Origin of the sequence: Mucilaginibacter corticis, from assembly GCF_007558865.1 — a bacterium.
Lineage (GTDB): Bacteria > Bacteroidota > Bacteroidia > Sphingobacteriales > Sphingobacteriaceae > Mucilaginibacter > Mucilaginibacter corticis.
The window spans coordinates 15,919-34,857 of record NZ_VLPK01000006.1 but is presented as its reverse complement, the minus strand read 5'-3'; the positions used below and the strand labels follow the sequence as shown (position 1 = coordinate 34,857).

Below are 18,939 nucleotides of genomic sequence, written 5' to 3'. Positions count from 1 at the left end.
GTCAATCCAAAAATTGAATAGTTTTTACGGAGATATCCCGGGCTGTTCCGGCAGGAAACTTAACAAAGATGTCATGCTGGCCGCTTACTTTCTTTAGCGCACTGCTATAAGATTTCCACCCGGTCGACCGCTGCAGCGGAATCCTGGCGATCAGGGTTCCTTTTTCCAGATCATCGAGCCATATTTCAAGTTGCCCCCCGACCTTCGCATTCACAGTGACACTGACCGCTTTCGGTTGGTGTCCTGTTTCAACGCCGGAAAGCATAAACCAGCCACCGTAAACGGTGGTATTAGTAACGCCGGCCTCCGTCCCATAAGGGTGTCTCGTTACCCCGTAATAATTGCTGTAGCCGACCGCTGGTAATGCCGAACCGCCGTCTTTACAAATAAAGCAATCAAAGTCGGCCGGTTGCCCTTCGGCAAACAAACCTATACTAGTCCCTACCCAAGAATTGAAAGCGGGTTGCGCTTTGTCCAGGTTTGCTGCGTTGACAGGAGCGCCAAGCGATATCCAGGTTTTACCATCACTGCTGCAGTAGGCGCTTAAAAAATGTTGATACCTTTCCAGTTTCAACCATACGATATTACCTAAAGTATTGGGAATGCTGCGCTTTGCCGTATCTAGTTCGAAAACTATCTTTTTGCCGTTGTCGTAGCCGGTAAATAATTTCACAACTACTTTTTGGTTTCCGTTGGTTAAGTATATTCCGGCCTGGCTTGTCGCTGAGCTGGCATTCAGGTCAACCCGGGTAACTGCTGCATAAAAATGATCGGTCTCTTTTTGTACCAGGTGGGTTCGTCCTGTATCAGGCTTTAACCTTACCCAGCCTTTTCGGTCGGTGAGGGAATAATTTGTGCTTGCTTTCTTAGTTAGGAAGTGCCAGTTCAGATCAAGTACTTCTTCGTTAAAATAGTCGGTTTTAACACTCCTCCAGGGAATGCCCGACTGTGGCAGATTTGGTTTAATGATCGGTTGGGTAGTTGGCGCCATTCCCCAGGGGCGGTCACCTTCCCAGGTGACGGGAAATAGCGAGGTTTGACGACCCATTCCGGACCAGTCATCTCCCTCGTAATTTTCGTAACTCTGGCCAATCGTCCACCAGGTTCCGTCAGCCAGCTGAAATGGTGCGGAGATATGGTTTGGGCGGCGAAACCGAACCTTAGGATCGGTTACCGGCTTAAAGAAGTTGCCCAACCGCTCCCATTTGGTCGAGTCGCTGGTCAGTGCGGAGGTTCTTAGAACATACTGTCCGCCCGTAACATCACCGGCAGGGAAATAATAATAAAATCCGTTACGCTTGCACATCACCGGGCCTTCGGCCCAGCTATATTGCAGCCGGGCATTGATCCAGTCCAGCTTAATGACGTTTTCGGTTAATTGCCCGTCCCGGCCCAAGGCCTGTAAGCGGTTAATCTTCTGGCCATTTTTGATCACCATATAAGGTTTGCCGTCATCATCTACAAATATGGAATTATCATAGCCCAGGTTGCCCGTGGCCGGATTGGATTTAACCTGTACGGGATCGGACCAGGGACCAGCTGGCGAACTGGCTTTACAAAACCATTGTCCGCCAGCCGAGAAGTAGATCCAGTAAGACCCGTAAAAATAGGTGATGGCTCCCTGCCAGATCCCGGCCGATGGCTGGTCGTTCACCCAAGTTGCCTTTGCTGCAGGTAAAACCCGGCTGATGACTTCCCAATGAACCAGGTCTCTGGAATGGTAAATGGGCAGATAGGGATTAAAATGAAAAGTTGAACCGCAATGATAAAAGTCATCTCCTACTCTAAGTAGCGTTGGGTCAGGATGATCGCCCGGCAAGACCGGATTAACGTAGGTCTGTACCCGCTGATACCTAAGGGTAGAGTCGGGAGTCTTAACCGACTGGGACCTGGCAACTGACACACTGATCAGGAGCGGAAGTATGATGCTTAAAAAACGGTAATTATCCATAATGCAAATATTAATTTCCTTCTGTTAATTTAAAAATTGGCTACTGACCAATAGGCCTTTTTTCGCTGAAGATTTTCATCAAATAATAGGGGGTAAGCTTTTATTATAACCGGGTTACTTTGGTCGCTGGCAGCGGCTCCGCCGGCGAGACCGCCGTTTCTGGAATCCAGCCAGCTATAACGGTCGGAGACATTCCAAAAAGTAACACCGGTGATCACATTTTTATAGGCCCTGAATATTTCAAACAATTCTTTATAGCGCGCCGCCTGCCGGTCCGCCAGCGCCGGGGTTAATCCTGAGTCCGCATTTGCCTGCGCATTATGGTTTCGCCCTCGGACGGTAATATCCAACTCGGTGATCTGTATTTTTAGCCCAAGGGATTTATAACGGTCCAGAGCCTCACGGATCAGTTCGGGAGACGGGTTATCCAATTTCCAATGACCTTGCAATCCTACCCCGTTGATCGGGATCCCGGCATCCACGAGACTTTTTAATAACTTGAATATCTTTTCACGCTTCGATTCGTTTTCGCTGTTGTAGTCATTGTAATAAAGCGCCGCCGACGGATCAGCCGCATGTGCATATTCGAATGCCTTGGGAATAAACTCTTCGCCGCAGATTTTATACCATAATGAATTGCGCAGATAATTATCGGGCTTATCGTCAATCGCTTCATTGACCACGTCCCAGGCATAAATTTTGCCTTTAAAGTGCGTAACAACCGCGGTAATATGATCTTTTAGACGCTTTAATAAAACTTCTTTACTTACCTGCCCGCCGGTGCTGTCTTTAAACATCCAGGCCGGGGCCTGGGCATGCCATAACAAGTTATGACCCCGGATGCGGATATGATGTTTAATGGCAAAGTTTACGATGGAGTCCGCATTCCGCCAATTGTAAAAATCTTCACGCGGGTGTATCGGCCCCATTTTCATATCGTTCTCCGGAGTAATACTATTAAACTCATGAATGATAAGTTTGGCTTCATCGCCTTTCAGCGCGCGGATATTTACCGCCACGCCGATTGGAAAATATGCCTTGTAATAATCCTTTAAGCCCTTGTTTTCGTCACGGGTCAGCATTTGACCGCTCACGTTTGTTACCAGGCATAACCAATAAAGCGTACCAATAATGGTCAGCCTTAGCGTGGGTTTTTCTTTTAGTATCATTCTTTGTGTTTTATTTAACTAGTTAGCAGCAGTTACGCGGTCGCTGATATGGAAAAAATCAAAATCCGCCCAGCCGCCGGCCGCTTTTGTAGCATAATTGAACAAGGCAAACCGGTAACCCATAAAATGAGGGATAGTATAAGCCATTTTCAGCCGGCTACCCAATGACGTCCATAATTTGCCGTCGAGACTATAATAAAAATCAGCCACATCTTTTTTTTCTGTAAAGTCGCACTCAGCTTTAAAATAAATTACTTTTTGGTTGAGCGGTATTTTTTGCACCTCTACAGGCTTGCCGGTGCCGGCGTTGACCATAACGATCGATTTACTGTTACCCTCTACTTTCACACCCGCCAATCCGTAATTTTTTTGCAAAAGGCCCAAACCCGCAAAATCACCGTCATGCATGTGCGAAACATCCAGCGCGGTTGACCCGCTGCACACCGGGCCAATCGTTCGTTGGGTCAGGGAGTTTCTGGCCATCAGAAAATCTGAGTCCACCTTTCCTGTTTTTAACCGTAAAAAACCCTTCCTTTCACCAATTGACCACAAGGCAGCGTCAGGGTTATGGTTCCATTGCCAGACCAATGGCAACGGCCGATCACTTTTTTTTCGGCTAAACTCATCTGATGCAATGATCCCCGGTATCAATCCGCGGCTTGCAGGGAGTTTCAATGTCTCCGGCACCTTCCCCTTTTCGCCTAAAATGGGCCAGCCGTCTTCCCACTTTACAGGAACGAGGTAAGGGACACGGCCCACCGAACCAAAATCGCGAAACAAATAGGCGTACCAGGCGCCATCGGGCGTATCTACCAGTCCGCCTTGTGCGACTCCTTGGTCTTGAAAACCAATTCTGCCCTCATAAGGCCCCGTAATTTTATCGGCCCTATGAATAACAACCGTCCGCATGCCGCCGCGCGGCCAGGTGATATTGAACAGGTAATACTTGCCATTTATTTTAAACAACTGAGAACCTTCAGCCCCTAAACCGCCATTGGCACCGGAAGGCAGGCTGGCATTTTCTATAACAACCTGATCAATACCGCCCGGTTTGATTCCGGTAGCATCGCTGTTAAGCTCTACCAATCTTAATTTCCCGCTGCCCGTAATCATATAGACCTTTCCATCATCATCGAAAAATAACGAGTGGTCATGTAAAGCCGGCTTAAAAGCAGCGGCTTTCCAGGGGCCCCGTTCGATATCCTTTGTCGTATAAACGTAGGTCTTACCCGTAGTTTGGGCGAACGTACTTACATAGAAGAGGCCATTGTGGTAGCGAAGGCTGCTTGCCCAGGACCCGCGCCCGTACGTGCTTTTTCCATTTTGAAGGTTGAGTTCGTCCACATTGGCCAGCGTGTCATAAGCATAGCTGACGATTTTCCAGTTTACCAGGTCGGTCGATTTCATGATCGGTACGCCCGGACTCATGTGCATGGTGGTGCTGCTCATGTAATAGGTAGTACCAACACGCACTATCGAAATATCCGGTACATCTGCATCGATAATGGGATTATGTGCCTGAGCCTTGATAGTATCCGGCGCTGAGGCGAACAACAGCAGGATGAATGCCACTTGGAAAATTGCTTTTAGCATAAAAACGCGGTTAATAAAATCTTACATTACCAGAATTTAACATACAACATCGTCAATAACAATAGCGTCAATATGATCAAAGCCAGGGTGGAACGTTCTACCCTGAACATGCTGCTATCTATCGCCAAAGCTTTTGCATTCACTTTTGGCCCGACCAGGCTGATGCCGACCATAACAATGATCGTAAAGAGGAACGAAAGCCCCATGCAGATCAGGAATGGGATTTCATAACCACCCTTGCCATTAGGAAAAGCCGTATATAAAATAGTTTCGCTACCGAATAAGGCAGGCGCATAGTTATTGAACAGTACTGACATAGCAAAGCCGGTTAGGATGCCCGCGATAGCTGCGGCTCCCGTTGTACGCTTCCAAAAGAAACCCAATATAAAAATGGCGAATATTCCCGGGCTGATAAAGCCTGTATATTTTTGAATAAAGGTAAAACCACCCTCGCCACCGATACCTAACAGATCTTTCCAGGTTAGCAGTATAGAAAAAACCAATGCCGCAAAAATAGTAACCCTTCCGACGATCACCATCTTCTTTTCGCTCGCCTGTTTATCAATGTGTTTCTTATAGATGTCTAAAGTGAAAATAGTAGAGATACTGTTTGCCTTGCCAGCTAAAGATGCGACTATCGCTGCGGTAAGCGCGGCTACTGAAAGTCCTTTCAAACCGGTCGGAAGGAAACCTAACACCGCCGAGTAAGCATTGTCCGAATTGAAATGCCCGCCAGTTTGCATCTCTTGTTGCAGTGCGCCGTTTTTGTATAAAACATAAGCTGCTATACCCGGTAAGACAACTATTATGGGCATAGCCAATTTCATTAAACCTGCAAATAAGATACCCGTGCGTGCGGTTTTCAGGTCAGCGCCTAATGCGCGTTGGGTGATGTACTGGTTGCAACCCCAGTAATTCAGGTTGACGATCCATTGTCCGGCGAAATACATGGCAATTCCGGGTAAAGCAAGATATTTATTGATCTCCACCTGTGATGTACCCGCTTTAGGTTTAGGCAATATCATTTTAAAATGATCAGGGGCGTCCTTTATCATGGCGTTAAAACCGGCCAACGCGCTTTTTCCTAAACCAAAATGGTCGCTAACTAAAGTTAATGCGATATAGGTTGTTGCCAGCCCCCCGATAACTAATACCAGTACTTGGATTACATCGGTAAAGCCGATAACCTTCATACCACCCAACGTAATGAACAGGGCAAATACGGCCAGGGCGATGATAATATAATGCATCGAATCCTGATCGCCGCCCGAAAGATTGTTAAGTGCCAGCGCGCCGAGAAACAGGATAGAGGTCAGGTTCACAAATACATACAGGAATAACCAGAAAATAGCCATGACAAAACTTACCGTTTCGTTATACCTGGTATGCAGGAACTGCGGCATAGTAAAGATCTTATTCTTGAGGTAAATCGGTATGAACCAGACGGCCACAATAATCAGGGCGATGGCAGCGACCCACTCATAGGCTGCTACGGCTAAGCCCACAGCAAAACCCTGCCCGCTGGCCCCGATAAACTGTTCGGCGGATATATTAGAGGCGATGAGAGACGCACCGATAGCCCACCAGGTAAGCGATCCTTCAGCAAGAAAAAAGTCCTTACTGTCTGATACGCCTTTGATTTTTTTGCGGCTGTACACCCAGTAACCATAGGTGGATACAACGATGAAATAGACTACAAATATTACGTAGTCAATGGTTGAAAATCTATTCATAACAATGTTTTATTGGTTTCTTAAAGGTGTTGCTTTAGCGTAACAATAATCAGGGATATCAAAACCCATCTTTGATCCCCCTGAATGCAATCTGGTTATAATTTATAGGCCACTTCGTTCCATAGCAATTCATTCCGGAACTGTGGTATGGTAGTTCCTTCGCCGATCCTCAAAAATTCGATGCCGGCCATATCTGCAAAATCCTGTAAATGTTCCGCAGTGAGATTTTGACTATAGGCCGTATGGTGTGCGCCGCCGCCATAGATCCAGGCTGCACAGCCTGTTTTCATGTCAGGCAATGGCTTCCAAAGTACACGGGCTACAGGTAAGTTAGGCAGGTCTGCAACAGGCTCGACAGCCTCGACCTCATTTATTAGTAAACGGAACCGGTTGCCCATATCGATCAGCGAAGCATTTAAAGCCGGGCCACCTGCTACATTAAAGACCAGGCGCGCCGGGTCGGCCTTGCCGCCTATACCTAATGGATGTACCTCTAAAGATGCTTTACCACTGGCCAGCGACGCGTCGACCTCCAGCATATGTGATCCTAAAACAAGTGAATTATTTGGATCGAAATGATAAGTATAATCTTCCATAAATGCATTACCACCCGGAAGGCCGGCACCCATCACTTTGAATGCCCGTACCAGGGCAGTAGTTTTCCAATCGCCTTCACCAGCAAAGCCATAACCATCAGCCATTAAGCGTTGCGCAGCGATACCAGGCAATTGGATCATGCCATGCAGGTCCTCGAACGTATCAGTAAAGCCCTTAAAGCCACCGTTAGTTAAAAATTTGCGCAATCCAAGTTCGATCTTTGCAGCCTCGTAAACCGATGAATGTTTCGAACCGCCTTTTTTTAGCTCAGCGGCTATAGTGTAATTTGCCTCGTATTCATTGATCAATGTCTTAATATCGGTATCATTTACGGTATTGATAACCGCCACCAAATCGCCGATACCGTAAGTATTCACCGCGAATCCGAATTTTAGCTCGGCTTCTACTTTATCGCCGTCAGTTACCGCCACGAAACGCATATTGTCGCCAAAGCGGGCGAACTTTGCGCCCTGCCAGTCATGCCAGCCCGCGGCAGCACGGGTCCAGGCGGCCATTTGACCCAGTGTCTCAGGATCCTGCCAGTGACCTACTACTACTTTACGGTTCATACGCATACGCGAAACCATGAAACCAAATTCCCGGTCTCCGTGCGCACTTTGGTTAAGATTCATAAAATCCATATCAATACTGCTCCAGGGAATGTCCCGGTTAAATTGGGTATGTAAATGAAGCATAGGCTTTTTTAGAATGCTTAAACCCCTGATCCACATTTTGGCAGGAGAGAAGGTATGCATCCAGGCAATAATGCCGATACAGTTTTCCGTCGTATTTGCCGCTTGCAGGGTCGCATAAATTTCTTCGGTGCTTTTAACCACCGGTTGATATACAATGCGAACTGGTATGTTTGCTGCGCCATCAATTCCGGCAGCTATTTGCTGTGCATGTTCAGCGACAAGTTTTAAGGTTTCCTCACCGTATAAATGCTGGCTTCCGGTTATGAACCAAACTTCAAATGTTTTTAAATCTATCATGTATTATAAGTTTGTATTATTATTCGATGCTATAGTGCGGTAATTATTGTGTTTCTTAACCGGTTTTTACTGCCCATAATAGGAGTGCGGTCCGTGTTTGCGTTCAAAATGTTTTTTGATCAACGCATTTTTTAAACGTGGCGCATTGCTTTCTATCTGTTCGGTTAAAAGCGCCATTTGTGCTACACTTTCCAGCACCGCGCTATTGTAAACCGCCTTGGCAGCAGTTTTACCCCAGGTAAAAGGCGCGTGGTTTCCAACCAGTATCATTTCTACCTCGTTATAATCATGCCCATTTTGTGTAAAATGGTTCATAATCTGGAAACCGGTCTGGTATTCGTAATCTCCCTCAATCATCGCATCAGCCATAGGCGGGGCGCAAGGTATATCAACCGTTAAGTGATCTGCATGCGTGGTACCGAAGATCGGGATGCACCGCTGCGATTGCGCCCAGGCGGTAGCATATGTAGAGTGCGTATGTACAATACCGCCTATACCAGGCCAATGCTTATAAAGAACAGCATGAGTTTGGGTATCGGATGATGGCCGCAGGTCGCCTTCAATAACGTTGCCATCAAAATCAACGATCACCATTTTTTCCGGAGAAAGGTCTTCATAGGGAACGCCGCTTGGTTTGATTGCAAATACCCCAAGCTCCCGGTCCACCGCACTGACATTACCAAAGGTAAACAGCACCAGCCCCAATTTAGGTAACTGCATATTCGCCTCGTAGGCCTCATCCTTAATAGCCTGATATTTGCTGATGATGGGTTTTTTTTCAATTGTCGCAGCAGCCGGTTTTGCTTTAATTTCCCCGGCTATAAAGTTGCCAAGCGTTTGATATTTTTGGTAACGCAAAGCATAAATTGCCGCAAGGTTTGCATTAGGTAAATATTCGGCATCAAAACCTCGTCCCATCGCCTGCATGGCATCGGCAACGGTTGGATAGATCTCAGCTACTACAGCTGCGAACATCGCCGCTCCCAGCGCACAGGTATGTTTGAATTGATGAATGCGTATAGGCATTCCCAACACATCTGCCATCATTTGCATCACAAACGGCGATTTTTTGGCAACACCACCAATACCTATAATCCCTTTTACCGGGATACCTTCGCTGATGAACCTGTCGACAATGCTTTTTGCGCCAAAACAGGTTGCCTCAGCCAGCGAACGAAAAACGCGTGGTGCATCACTTCCCAGCCCCAGGCCGTTGATTGCGCCCTTCAATTCCTGGTTGGCGTCCGGTGTCCGGCGCCCGTTTAACCAATCTATAGACAGTTCGTTATCAATGTCCAAAGGCAATAAAGCTGCCTGGCGGCTTAGTTCCGGGATGATCTGGTCGGCTATTTCCGCCTTTAATCCAGCTAGGGTTTTGCTGTCGACGATTTTTGAATCATCCAGGACGTTGTTTACCGGCCATAATAAAACATTTTTAAACCAGGCATACGTGTCGCCGAAGGCCGATTGTCCAGCTTCCAGTCCTGTCATACCCGGTATAACAGAGCCGTTCACCTGCCCGCAAATGCCTTTAACCAATCTATCACCGATTTCTTCGGTAGGGGCAACCAATATATCGCAGGTGGAGGTGCCCATGACCTTACTTAAATAATAGGGTTCTATCTGTCCGCCAACCGCGCCCATATGAGCGTCAAAAGCACCGGTTCCGATAACTACATCAGTTGACAGGCCGAGTCTTCCTGCCCACTCGGCGCTTAATTTACCCGCAGCCTGGTCTGCTGTATAGGTTTCGGTAAATAGTTTATTGGTAATGCCTTTTAGTAGTGGATCAAGTGTGGCGAAAAAATCATCGGGCGGTAAGCCACCAAATTCTTCGGCCCATAAAGCTTTATGCCCGGCTGAGCAACGGCCGCGTTTGATATCCTTTACATCTGTACCGCCGGTTAATAAGAACGGTATCCAATCACAGTGCTCCACCCAGGAATGTAGTGATGTTCTCACTTGTTCATCCACTCTTATAATATGCAGCAACTTGGCCCAGAACCATTCAGAAGAGTAGATCCCGCCGACATATTTTAAGTAATTGATATCGAATTTGGCTGCGTGCTCGTTGATCAGGGCAGCCTCAACAACCGACGTATGATCTTTCCATAAAATAAACATCGCGTTGGGATTGTTTTCAAATCCTTTGGTTAATGCCAGCGGCGTTCCGGTCTTATCGACGGCTACTGGTGTAGATCCTGTCGTATCTACAGAGATAGCTTTCACCGCCTGCGCAGCTACGTGACCCCCGGCTTGTTCTAAGCAATGTTTGATCGTAGTTTCCAAACCCTCTATATAATCAAGGGGGTGTTGTCTGAAACGGTTCTCAGCAGGATCACAATAGGTGCCTTGCTGCCAGCGGGGATAATTAAATACCGACGAGGCTACTTCCTCGCCATCAAACGCATTGATCAATACAGAGCGAACGGAATCTGAGCCATAATCGACCCCGATTACAAATTTATCTTCTCTCATTTTGGTTTATAATAAGTGTCTAATTAACACTTATTTTTTCAAAACAAAAAATTTTTGTGAAAAAGATTGATTTAGTGAAACGGTTGGTAAGAATTGTTAAACCTGCAATGTGTCCGGATTAGGAAGAATGTTGATAAACGACTGGAACTTAGTATAGTAATTCTGTTTATTTAACTGGTAGTAAAATGCGCCGCGTTTAGATCCTGTCTTATCTTTGTCGTCCAGTTTGATTAACAGTCCGGTGGCTAAGACGCGTTTGCTGAAATTTCTTTTGTCTATGCTGGTGTTAAAAACACTTTCATAGAGCACCTGCAATTGGGGTAACGTAAATTTTTCAGGCAAGAGTTCAAATAAAATAGGATGAAGCGCCGCTTTATACCTGATCCTTTTTTTTGCTGCTTCGACCATATCCTGCTGGTCAAAAATAAGTTTAGGCACCTTTTTAAGTGGAAACCAGTCTGCGTGATAATCTTTACTTAATTGAGCTTCGTATTTGTTGATGTCTATCAGGGCAAAATAACTGACTGAAACTGTGCGTTCTAAAGGATCACGTTTGGTGTTGCCAAAGGTGTAAAGCTGCTCCAGGTATACCCCTTGCAGATTGGTAAGTTGTGTCAGAACGCGGTTAGCGGCCTGATCTACACTTTCGTTAGCTTGTACAAATCCACCCATTAAACTCCAGTTTCCCTTTTCCGGTTCAAAGTCTCTTTTGATCAGCAAGATCTTTAATGTCTCACCGTCAAATCCAAAGATAATGCAGTCTACTGCCAATAAAAGCCGGGTCTGTTTGGAATATTTCTGCATTTGATAGGGTTAATACGCCGGCAAATATAGGTTTTTTAAGCATGATCTGAGGTGTTTGAGTAGGCCCGTGACGGTTTTAATTTTATTATTTTTAAGTGTTGTTTTAACAATTAAAAATAAATATTATACCTTAGCCTTTGATTTCATGGCACGACAGCCGATCCGGCATCGACCATAACTACCAAATTATTTTATTAAAACCGATAATTTATGAAAAGGCCTCAACACAAATATTTATTATTATGGAGCCTACTGCTCATCGCAAGCAGCTGTGATGGACCAACAGGAACAAAAACGACCAGGGATACCACCGTGGCCGATGCAGTCAAATTAAAGGCGGCCAACTTTCAACGAACTATCCATGACAAAAAAGTCAAGCTCTACACCCTGAAAAACAGTACTGGCGCCAGTTTGGCAATAACTAATTTTGGCGGACGTATCGTGAGTTTAATGGTACACGATAAGAATGGTGCTTTAAAGGATGTCGTTTTGGGGCATGATGATTTAACAGGCTATCAAACCAAGCCGGAGAATTATTTTGGCGCGATCATCGGCCGTTATGGTAACCGGATAGCCAAAGGAAAATTTACACTGGCAGGTAAGACCTACCAACTGGATATCAATGACGGAGTTAATACGCTGCATGGGGGATTCAAAGGATTTTATGGTCAGGTATTTGACGCTGTTCAGCCCGACAGCAGCTCGCTCGAATTAACTTATACATCAAAAGACGGAGAAGGGGGCTATCCCGGCACGTTAAATGTAAAAGTCGTTTACAACCTTACAGCTGATAATGCTCTGCGAATTACGTACACCGCTACAACAGATAAAACTACTATTATAAATCTGACAAACCATGCTTATTTTAATCTGAATGGAGAAGGTAAAGGTTCGATATTGAACCACCTGTTGACGATCAGAGCGGATGCGATTACACCTGTCGATACTACGCTTATCCCTACTGGTCAACTCCAGACTGTGAAAAATACGCCGTTTGATTTCACAAAAGCCAAAGCCATAGGCGCAGATATAAATAATCAAAACGAACAGTTAAAAAATGGAAAGGGCTATGACCACAACTTCGTGCTGACCAAACATACAATAAAACAAGCTGTGGCTACCGTAATGAGCCCGGAAACGGGCATAGTAATGGACATTTATACCGATGAGCCAGGTCTGCAATTTTATTCGGGTAACTTTTTAACTGGTAAAACGCATGATGGTAAAGGCGGTAAGGCGTATGGCTATCGTTCGGCCTTTTGTCTGGAAACCCAGCATTTCCCCGACGCTCCTAATCAGCCTGCTTTTGCATCAACCACTTTAAATCCGGGCCAAACTTGTCATACAGTTACCGAGTATAGATTCTCCATAAAGAAATAATTTTACATCGCTATTTTACAAATTCATGAAAAAAATATCGTACAAACATCGGGTTCTTCTCTGCGTATCAATGATCGTCAGTTCAATGCCTGCTGCCACGGCGCAAAAAAAGGTAGCCTATCTGTTTGCTTACTTTACAGGTAACGGGAAATCTGAAGAAGCCATACACTTTGCTGTCAGCAGAGATGGTTATAATTTTAAAGCGCTTAACCAGGATGCGCCCATTCTAAATTCCGTTAAGATCAGTTCGACAGGCGGCGTTCGCGACCCACACATTTTGAGAGGAGAAGATGGAAAGACATTTTATATGGTTGCCACAGATATGCAGGTGGCAAAAAATGGATGGGGACCTAATACGGCCATGGTTTTAATGAAATCAACCGACCTGATTAACTGGAGTTCTGTAGTAGTTAACATTCCATCAATTTTTAAACAGTTTGCAGATGTTAACAGGGTTTGGGCACCACAAACCATTTATGATCAAAATGAAAAGAAATACATGCTGTACTGGTCTATGAGAATTGGTAACCAGGCTGATATTATCTATTATGCTTATACCAATAAGGATTTTACCGGCTTTATATCTGAGCCTAAGCAATTGTTCTTTAGTCCGGGTAACAAATCATGTATCGATGCAGACATCATATACAAAGACGGAAAGTTTAACCTGTTTTTTAAAACTGAAGGTTCGGGTAATGGTATAAAAAAGGCAGTATCAGGTTCGCTTACTTCGGGTTATGTTCAGGAAGATAAATATTTACAGCAAACAACAGACCCGGTAGAAGGGGCAGGCGTATTTAAACTAAATGAGGGAAAGGACTATATTTTGATGTATGATGTATATACAAAAGGTAAATACCAATTCACCAAAAGTAGCGATCTTGAAAATTTTAAAGTGATTGATCAGGATGTGTCTATGGATTTTCACCCCCGACATGGCACAGTATTGCCGATCACTGAAAAAGAATATCAACGATTGACAGCCAAATGGGGAGCCGCAGACGACCATAACCCGGCTTTAAAAGGAGAATTTGCCGATCCCGAGGTGCTGTTTTCTCAAAAAACCGGCAAATATTATATCTATCCGACAAGCGATGGCTTTACCGGTTGGAGCGGAACTTACTTTAAAGCTTTTTCTTCATCAGATCTGGTTAAATGGAAGGACGAAGGTGTCATTTTGGACTTGCCAAAAGACGTGATCTGGGGCAAACGCAATGCCTGGGCGCCCACCATAGCCGAGAAGAAAATCGACGGCCAATACAAATACTTTTACTATTTCTGCGCCGCTCAAAAGGTAGGTGTGGCCACCGCGGATAATCCGACCGGCCCCTTTAAGGATAGTGGCCATCCCCTCATAGATAAACATCCGGCAGGAGTTAACGGTCAACAAATAGATCCTGATGTTTTTAGAGACCCCAGGACGGGTGAGTATTATTTATATTGGGGCAATGGATACATGGCAGGTACCCGATTGAACGAGGATATGCTTTCTATAGATACCTCCGCGATCAAAGTGCTCACGCCTGATAAATCTTTCAGGGAAGGAACAGAAGTCTTTTACCGAAAAGGGAAATATTATTTTATGTGGTCTGAGGATGACACCCGCAGCGAAAATTATCAGGTACGGTATGGTACGTCTGATTCGCCGCTCGGGCCGATCAATGTGCCGGCTGATAACCTTGTTTTAGCAAAGGACCCTGAGAACGGGATTTTTGGAACAGGTCATAACGCAGTGTTACAAATTCCTGGTAAAGACGAATGGTATATCGTTTATCATCGTTTCAATCGCCCCAGGGGTATTACCATGGGCGATGCAGCCGGCTTCCACCGGGAGGTATGTATAGATAAACTGGAATTTAACGCAGACGGGAGTGTAAAAAGAGTAATACCTACCTTAAAAGGCATCCACAGATGATTACAATGATGGCAAAGAGTTCCCTTATTTATGATCAGTTTATCAGCTGTTGTGCATGCGCAAAGCGGGCGGTCGGTTTTGGATTTTGAATACATGCAATAATTTTTCATTTAGATAACCGGTACTTTCATTATGCACAAGAAAATTTTAAAACTTATTTCATTTTTTATTCTGATTGGTTCGAGTATTTCAAATGCGCAAAACTATCAGAAAACCCAATCAGGCGCAAAGGCTACTATCGGAGATATTTCTTTGGAAGTAGAGTTTTATAGCGCTACGATTGTACGTTTAATCAAAGCACCTGCCGGTAAAGCTTTTACCAGGGAAAGCCTTTCTGTAATAAAAAAGCCCGGCCAGGTGGTGGTTAATTACAAACAGAAGGGCGATATTCTTCATTTAAAAAGCGACCAACTTGACGTTAGCTTAAACGTTAAGACGGGCGATATCGCATTTTTGAGCAGTAATGGAAAGGCGCTATTGCGCGAAAAGCAAAACGGGATGGCATTTATCCCATTTAATGACGCGGGAAGTCATACCTACACCGTTTCACAAAGTTTTTTATTGGACAAAGAAGAATCTATTTATGGTTTGGGCCAGCATCAACGCGGCAACTTGAACCAACGGGGCCAGCGCTATGATAACATGATACAGGGAAATACCGAAGACGTAGTGCCCTTTTTTCAATCGGTAAAAGGCTATGGCGTTTTTTGGGACAACTATTCACCCACTTCGTTTGACGATAGCGCAGATGGAACCAGCTTTAAATCAGATGTTGGCGATGGCATTGACTATTATTTTATGTATGGAAAAAATGCGGACGGCGTGATCGCGAATATGCGCGACCTTACCGGCCAGGCCCCTATGTTTCCGTTATGGACATTTGGCTACTGGCAGAGCAAAGAGCGGTATAAAAGCCAGGATGAGTTGGTGAGTGTTGTGAAAAAATACCGGGATTTGAATGTTCCGATAGACGGTATTATACAGGACTGGCAATACTGGGGGGGCAATTATCTATGGAACGCTATGGATTTTTTGAATGCCGATTACTCCAATCCGCAAAAAATGGTTAACGATGTGCACGCACTAAATGCCCACATGATCATTTCAATATGGGCATCTTTCGGCCCGCAAACCTTGCCTTATAAAGAATTGAAAGCAAAAAATATGCTGCTTGACTTTAACACCTGGCCCGAATCTGGTTCTGACAAGTGGCCGCCAAACTTAGACTACCCTTCAGGTGTAAGGCCTTATGATGCGTATAACCCGGAGGCGAGAGATATTTACTGGAAGTATATGAATAAAGGGCTGTTCTCCGTTGGCATAGATGGGTGGTGGATGGATTCTACCGAACCGGATCATCTGCACTTCAAACCCACCGACCTTGACCTTAAAACCTATCTCGGTTCGTTCCGCAAAGTGCGTAATGCTTTTCCGTTGATGACCGTGGGGGGCGTATACGATCATCAGCGTGCAGCAAGCTCAGATAAACGCGTGTTCATTCTTACCCGTTCCGCATTTGCGGGCCAGCAACGTTATGGTGCTAATACCTGGTCGGGCGATGTTACATCGTCATGGCAAGCGCTCAAGCAGCAAATTCCGACCGGCTTAAACTTTTCATTAAGCGGGATACCTTATTGGAACAGTGATATAGGCGGGTTTTTCTTATCCAAGTTCAGGAGGAAGCTGGCAGATCCGGACTATCGTGAATTATACGTCCGTTGGATCGAGTTTGGCGCTTTTTGTCCAATGATGCGTTCGCATGGGGCGGATGCGCCAAGGGAAATCTACCAGTTTGGCAGTAAGGGAGACAGAGCATATGATGCTATCGACAAATTTATTAACCTGCGTTACAGCCTTCTACCGTATATTTATTCTGCGTCTTGGGAGGTTAGCAGCCATCAGTCGAGCATGATGCGGGCATTGGAAATGGATTTTGCCAATGACAAAAACACTTGGGATACCAATGACGAGTATATGTTCGGTAAATCATTATTGGTTAGCCCTGCCACCAGCCCGATGTATACGAAGCCCGGTAACACGCTTGAAGGTAAGGATACGGTAAAAGAAGAGGACTTTAGCGTGGTTAAATCAAGGCATGTGTATTTGCCCGCCGGTGCTGACTGGTACGATTTCTGGACAGGCGAAAAATTAAAAGGCGGCCAAAAAGTTAGCAAACCAACACCACTGGATATTATACCACTATATGTTAAAGCCGGCTCGATTTTGCCTTTTGGACCGCAGGTGCAGTATGCAATGGAGAAAAAATGGGACAATCTGGAGATAAGGGTTTACCCAGGCGCAGACGGCGATTTTACCTTGTACGAAGACGAGAACGATAATTATAACTATGAGAAAGGTAAATATACCGAGATCAAATTCCACTGGGATGATAGGAAGCGCACCTTAAAAATATTTGATCGTATAGGTTCTTTTAGTGGAGTGCTTGTAAACCGCAAATTTAATATTTCGGTTGCATCCGCAGATGGAAACCAGACCGCAGATTTAAAAGCGTTTAAATCGGTTACATACGATGGCAAAGGGGAAAAGGTTAATTTATAGAAAAAATTACCTCATGAACAAATATGGTAACAAGTTCAACACAACAGAAATGAATGTTCGCTGAACACTGCAAAGTTGATAGGAAATTGGAATAATAAAGACACTTAATGTGTAAGGCAACTGCAAGAGTGAGCAAAATGCTTTGCTGCTTTGCTCAGGCTAATCAATTTATAAGCAAATAAATAAAATATGATCAAATACTTAGGTCTATTGGCAGTTTGCCTCCTATTTAATACCAGCGGTACAGCCTTATTGGCGCAGAACGCGCCCGTTAGTTTAACCCCGCCTTCGCCACCCGCGCCGCGTATCAACGGACCGGCAGTTTTTGGTGTGAGGCCCGGTTCACCAATAATTTATAACATTCCTGCAACGGGTACGCGCCCAATTAATTTTGCAGCCGAAAACCTGCCGGAAGAGTTGACAGTTGATGCTGCTACTGGTATGATAACCGGTACGCTTAACACTGCTGGTGAATATGCAGTTATCTTAAAGGCAAGCAACAAGTTTGGAAATGCGCAAAAAAAGTTCAGAATAATTGTAGGTAGCCGCATTGCACTGACACCACCAATGGGCTGGAGCAGTTGGAACGCTTTTGGTGCGACCATTACGCAGGAAAAAATTGCAAACACAGCCCGGGCAATGGTAAAAAGCGGATTAAGCCAGCATGGTTTTACTTACATTAATATGGATGATGGATGGCAGGGTAAGCGTGAGGGTAAGTATATGGCTTTGCAGGGAAATGAGAAATTTCCGAACATGGGGGCACTGGTTGATACCATTCACAAATTAGGTTTGAAGGCTGGTATTTATTCAACGCCATGGGAAACATCGTATGCAAAGTTTGCCGGTGGCAGTGCTGAAACTGCAAGTGGCGAATGGAAAAAAATTGGCAACAAGTTCGGGGCAATATCATTTGCCAAGAATGATGCTGATCAGTGGGCCGAATGGGGTATCGATTACCTGAAATACGACTGGCCTATAGATGTATTACATACCGAAGAAATGAGCAAAGCATTACATTCAAATAAGCGTGATATAGTTTTTAGTTTATCCAACAGCGGAAAAATAGCCGATGCAGAAGCCTATGGTAAACTTGCAGAAAGCTGGCGCACAACCGGCGATATTTATGACGCCTGGCAGGACGGGGATGCATTTTGGCATTTTTCGGTATCCGAAATAGGTTTTTCTCAAGACAAATGGGCTACTTTCGCTGCGCCAGGCCACTGGAACGACCTGGATATGTTGGTAGTCGGCCAATTAGGATGGGGGCCTAAAGTAAAACCTACCCGTTTAACGCCGGATGAACAATATAGCCACATTACCCTTTGGTGTATGCTATCTGCTCCACTGATATTGGGTTGCGACCTGGATAAATTGGATGATTTTACCATTGGCCTGTTGACAAATGATGAAGTATTGGATGTAAACCAGGATGAATTAGGCAAACAGGCTACCCGAGTAGGCAGTAATGGTGCCATAGACATTTTTGTAAAACCTTTGGCTGACGGAGCTTATGCAATTGCTGCGTTTAACCGGGGCGATGCTGCCAGATCTACCAATTTAAATAAGGCGGGCTTTTTCGGTGTATCCGGTCGCATTACAAAGGCGCGTGATTTGTGGCGACAGCAGGATATTGATAAATTTAACGCTAACAGAACGTCAATAACTGTACCTGCGCACGGCGTGGTATTGTTGAAAGTATGGGTAGGTAAATAATATGAATTATTAATAAGATGCACTTTTATAGATATATAGGAAATTATAACAG

General features: G+C 45.0%; 11 protein-coding genes. 4 read left to right on the top strand and 7 right to left on the bottom strand.

Translation table 11 applies throughout. The features are described from left to right. Nucleotide 1: 1 nt before the first annotated feature. The 7 genes from FO440_RS21875 to FO440_RS21845 form a co-directional block, all read right to left on the bottom strand. Complete coding sequence (locus FO440_RS21875) at nt 2-1,951, bottom strand: family 43 glycosylhydrolase (RefSeq protein WP_144250451.1); 1,950 nt, start codon at nt 1,949-1,951, stop codon at nt 2-4. A 29-nt stretch (nt 1,952-1,980) separates the two neighbouring features. Then, nucleotides 1,981-3,120 carry an endo-1,4-beta-xylanase gene (locus FO440_RS21870; protein ID WP_144250450.1) on the bottom strand — a complete coding sequence of 380 codons (1,140 nt, stop codon included), beginning with the start codon at nt 3,118-3,120 and terminating at the stop codon, nt 1,981-1,983. Nucleotides 3,121-3,138: 18 nt separating this feature from the next. After that, nucleotides 3,139-4,713: a glycoside hydrolase family 43 protein gene (locus FO440_RS21865; protein WP_144250449.1), complete on the bottom strand. Its 1,575-nt coding sequence runs from the start codon at nt 4,711-4,713 to the stop codon at nt 3,139-3,141. 26 nt (nt 4,714-4,739) lie between these two features. Further along, nucleotides 4,740-6,446, bottom strand: a complete 1,707-nt coding sequence (locus FO440_RS21860) for a sodium:solute symporter family transporter (RefSeq protein WP_144250448.1) — start codon at nt 6,444-6,446, stop codon at nt 4,740-4,742. A gap of 95 nt (nt 6,447-6,541) precedes the next feature. Continuing rightward, nucleotides 6,542-8,035 carry an L-arabinose isomerase gene (gene araA / locus FO440_RS21855; protein WP_144250447.1) on the bottom strand — a complete coding sequence of 498 codons (1,494 nt, stop codon included), beginning with the start codon at nt 8,033-8,035 and terminating at the stop codon, nt 6,542-6,544. A 66-nt stretch (nt 8,036-8,101) separates the two neighbouring features. Then, the gene (locus tag FO440_RS21850) at nt 8,102-10,513 is read right to left on the bottom strand and encodes a ribulokinase (protein WP_317129820.1); all 2,412 of its coding nucleotides are present in this window, start codon (nt 10,511-10,513) and stop codon (nt 8,102-8,104) included. Between the two features lie 96 nt (nt 10,514-10,609). Beyond that, the gene (locus FO440_RS21845; RefSeq protein ID WP_144250446.1) at nt 10,610-11,317 is read right to left on the bottom strand and encodes an NUDIX hydrolase; all 708 of its coding nucleotides are present in this window, start codon (nt 11,315-11,317) and stop codon (nt 10,610-10,612) included. A 210-nt stretch (nt 11,318-11,527) separates the two neighbouring features. On the opposite strand from FO440_RS21845, the gene FO440_RS21840 reads away from it, so the two are divergent. The 4 genes from FO440_RS21840 to FO440_RS21825 all read left to right on the top strand — a co-directional run bounded on the left by FO440_RS21840 (nt 11,528) and on the right by FO440_RS21825 (nt 18,887). Then, a complete protein-coding gene (locus FO440_RS21840) occupies nt 11,528-12,697 on the top strand; it encodes an aldose epimerase family protein (protein ID WP_144250445.1) in 1,170 nt (389 codons plus the stop codon). 25 nt (nt 12,698-12,722) lie between these two features. Then, nucleotides 12,723-14,612, top strand: a complete 1,890-nt coding sequence (locus FO440_RS21835) for a family 43 glycosylhydrolase (RefSeq protein WP_144250444.1) — start codon at nt 12,723-12,725, stop codon at nt 14,610-14,612. 132 nt (nt 14,613-14,744) lie between these two features. After that, the gene (locus tag FO440_RS21830; RefSeq protein WP_144250443.1) at nt 14,745-17,171 is read left to right on the top strand and encodes a glycoside hydrolase family 31 protein; all 2,427 of its coding nucleotides are present in this window, start codon (nt 14,745-14,747) and stop codon (nt 17,169-17,171) included. A 189-nt stretch (nt 17,172-17,360) separates the two neighbouring features. Next, nucleotides 17,361-18,887, top strand: coding sequence for a putative Ig domain-containing protein (locus FO440_RS21825; protein ID WP_144250442.1), 1,527 nt, complete (start codon nt 17,361-17,363; stop codon nt 18,885-18,887). The last annotated feature ends 52 nt before the right edge of the window (nt 18,888-18,939 follow it).

Coding starts and splice junctions, on each gene's coding strand:
- FO440_RS21875 (WP_144250451.1), bottom strand. CDS start 1,951: ATGGATAATTACCGTTTTTTAAGCATCATACTTCCGCTCCTGATCAGT.
- FO440_RS21870 (WP_144250450.1), bottom strand. CDS start 3,120: ATGATACTAAAAGAAAAACCCACGCTAAGGCTGACCATTATTGGTACG.
- FO440_RS21865 (WP_144250449.1), bottom strand. CDS start 4,713: ATGCTAAAAGCAATTTTCCAAGTGGCATTCATCCTGCTGTTGTTCGCC.
- FO440_RS21860 (WP_144250448.1), bottom strand. CDS start 6,446: ATGAATAGATTTTCAACCATTGACTACGTAATATTTGTAGTCTATTTC.
- araA (WP_144250447.1), bottom strand. CDS start 8,035: ATGATAGATTTAAAAACATTTGAAGTTTGGTTCATAACCGGAAGCCAG.
- FO440_RS21850 (WP_317129820.1), bottom strand. CDS start 10,513: ATGAGAGAAGATAAATTTGTAATCGGGGTCGATTATGGCTCAGATTCC.
- FO440_RS21845 (WP_144250446.1), bottom strand. CDS start 11,317: ATGCAGAAATATTCCAAACAGACCCGGCTTTTATTGGCAGTAGACTGC.
- FO440_RS21840 (WP_144250445.1), top strand. CDS start 11,528: ATGAAAAGGCCTCAACACAAATATTTATTATTATGGAGCCTACTGCTC.
- FO440_RS21835 (WP_144250444.1), top strand. CDS start 12,723: ATGAAAAAAATATCGTACAAACATCGGGTTCTTCTCTGCGTATCAATG.
- FO440_RS21830 (WP_144250443.1), top strand. CDS start 14,745: ATGCACAAGAAAATTTTAAAACTTATTTCATTTTTTATTCTGATTGGT.
- FO440_RS21825 (WP_144250442.1), top strand. CDS start 17,361: ATGATCAAATACTTAGGTCTATTGGCAGTTTGCCTCCTATTTAATACC.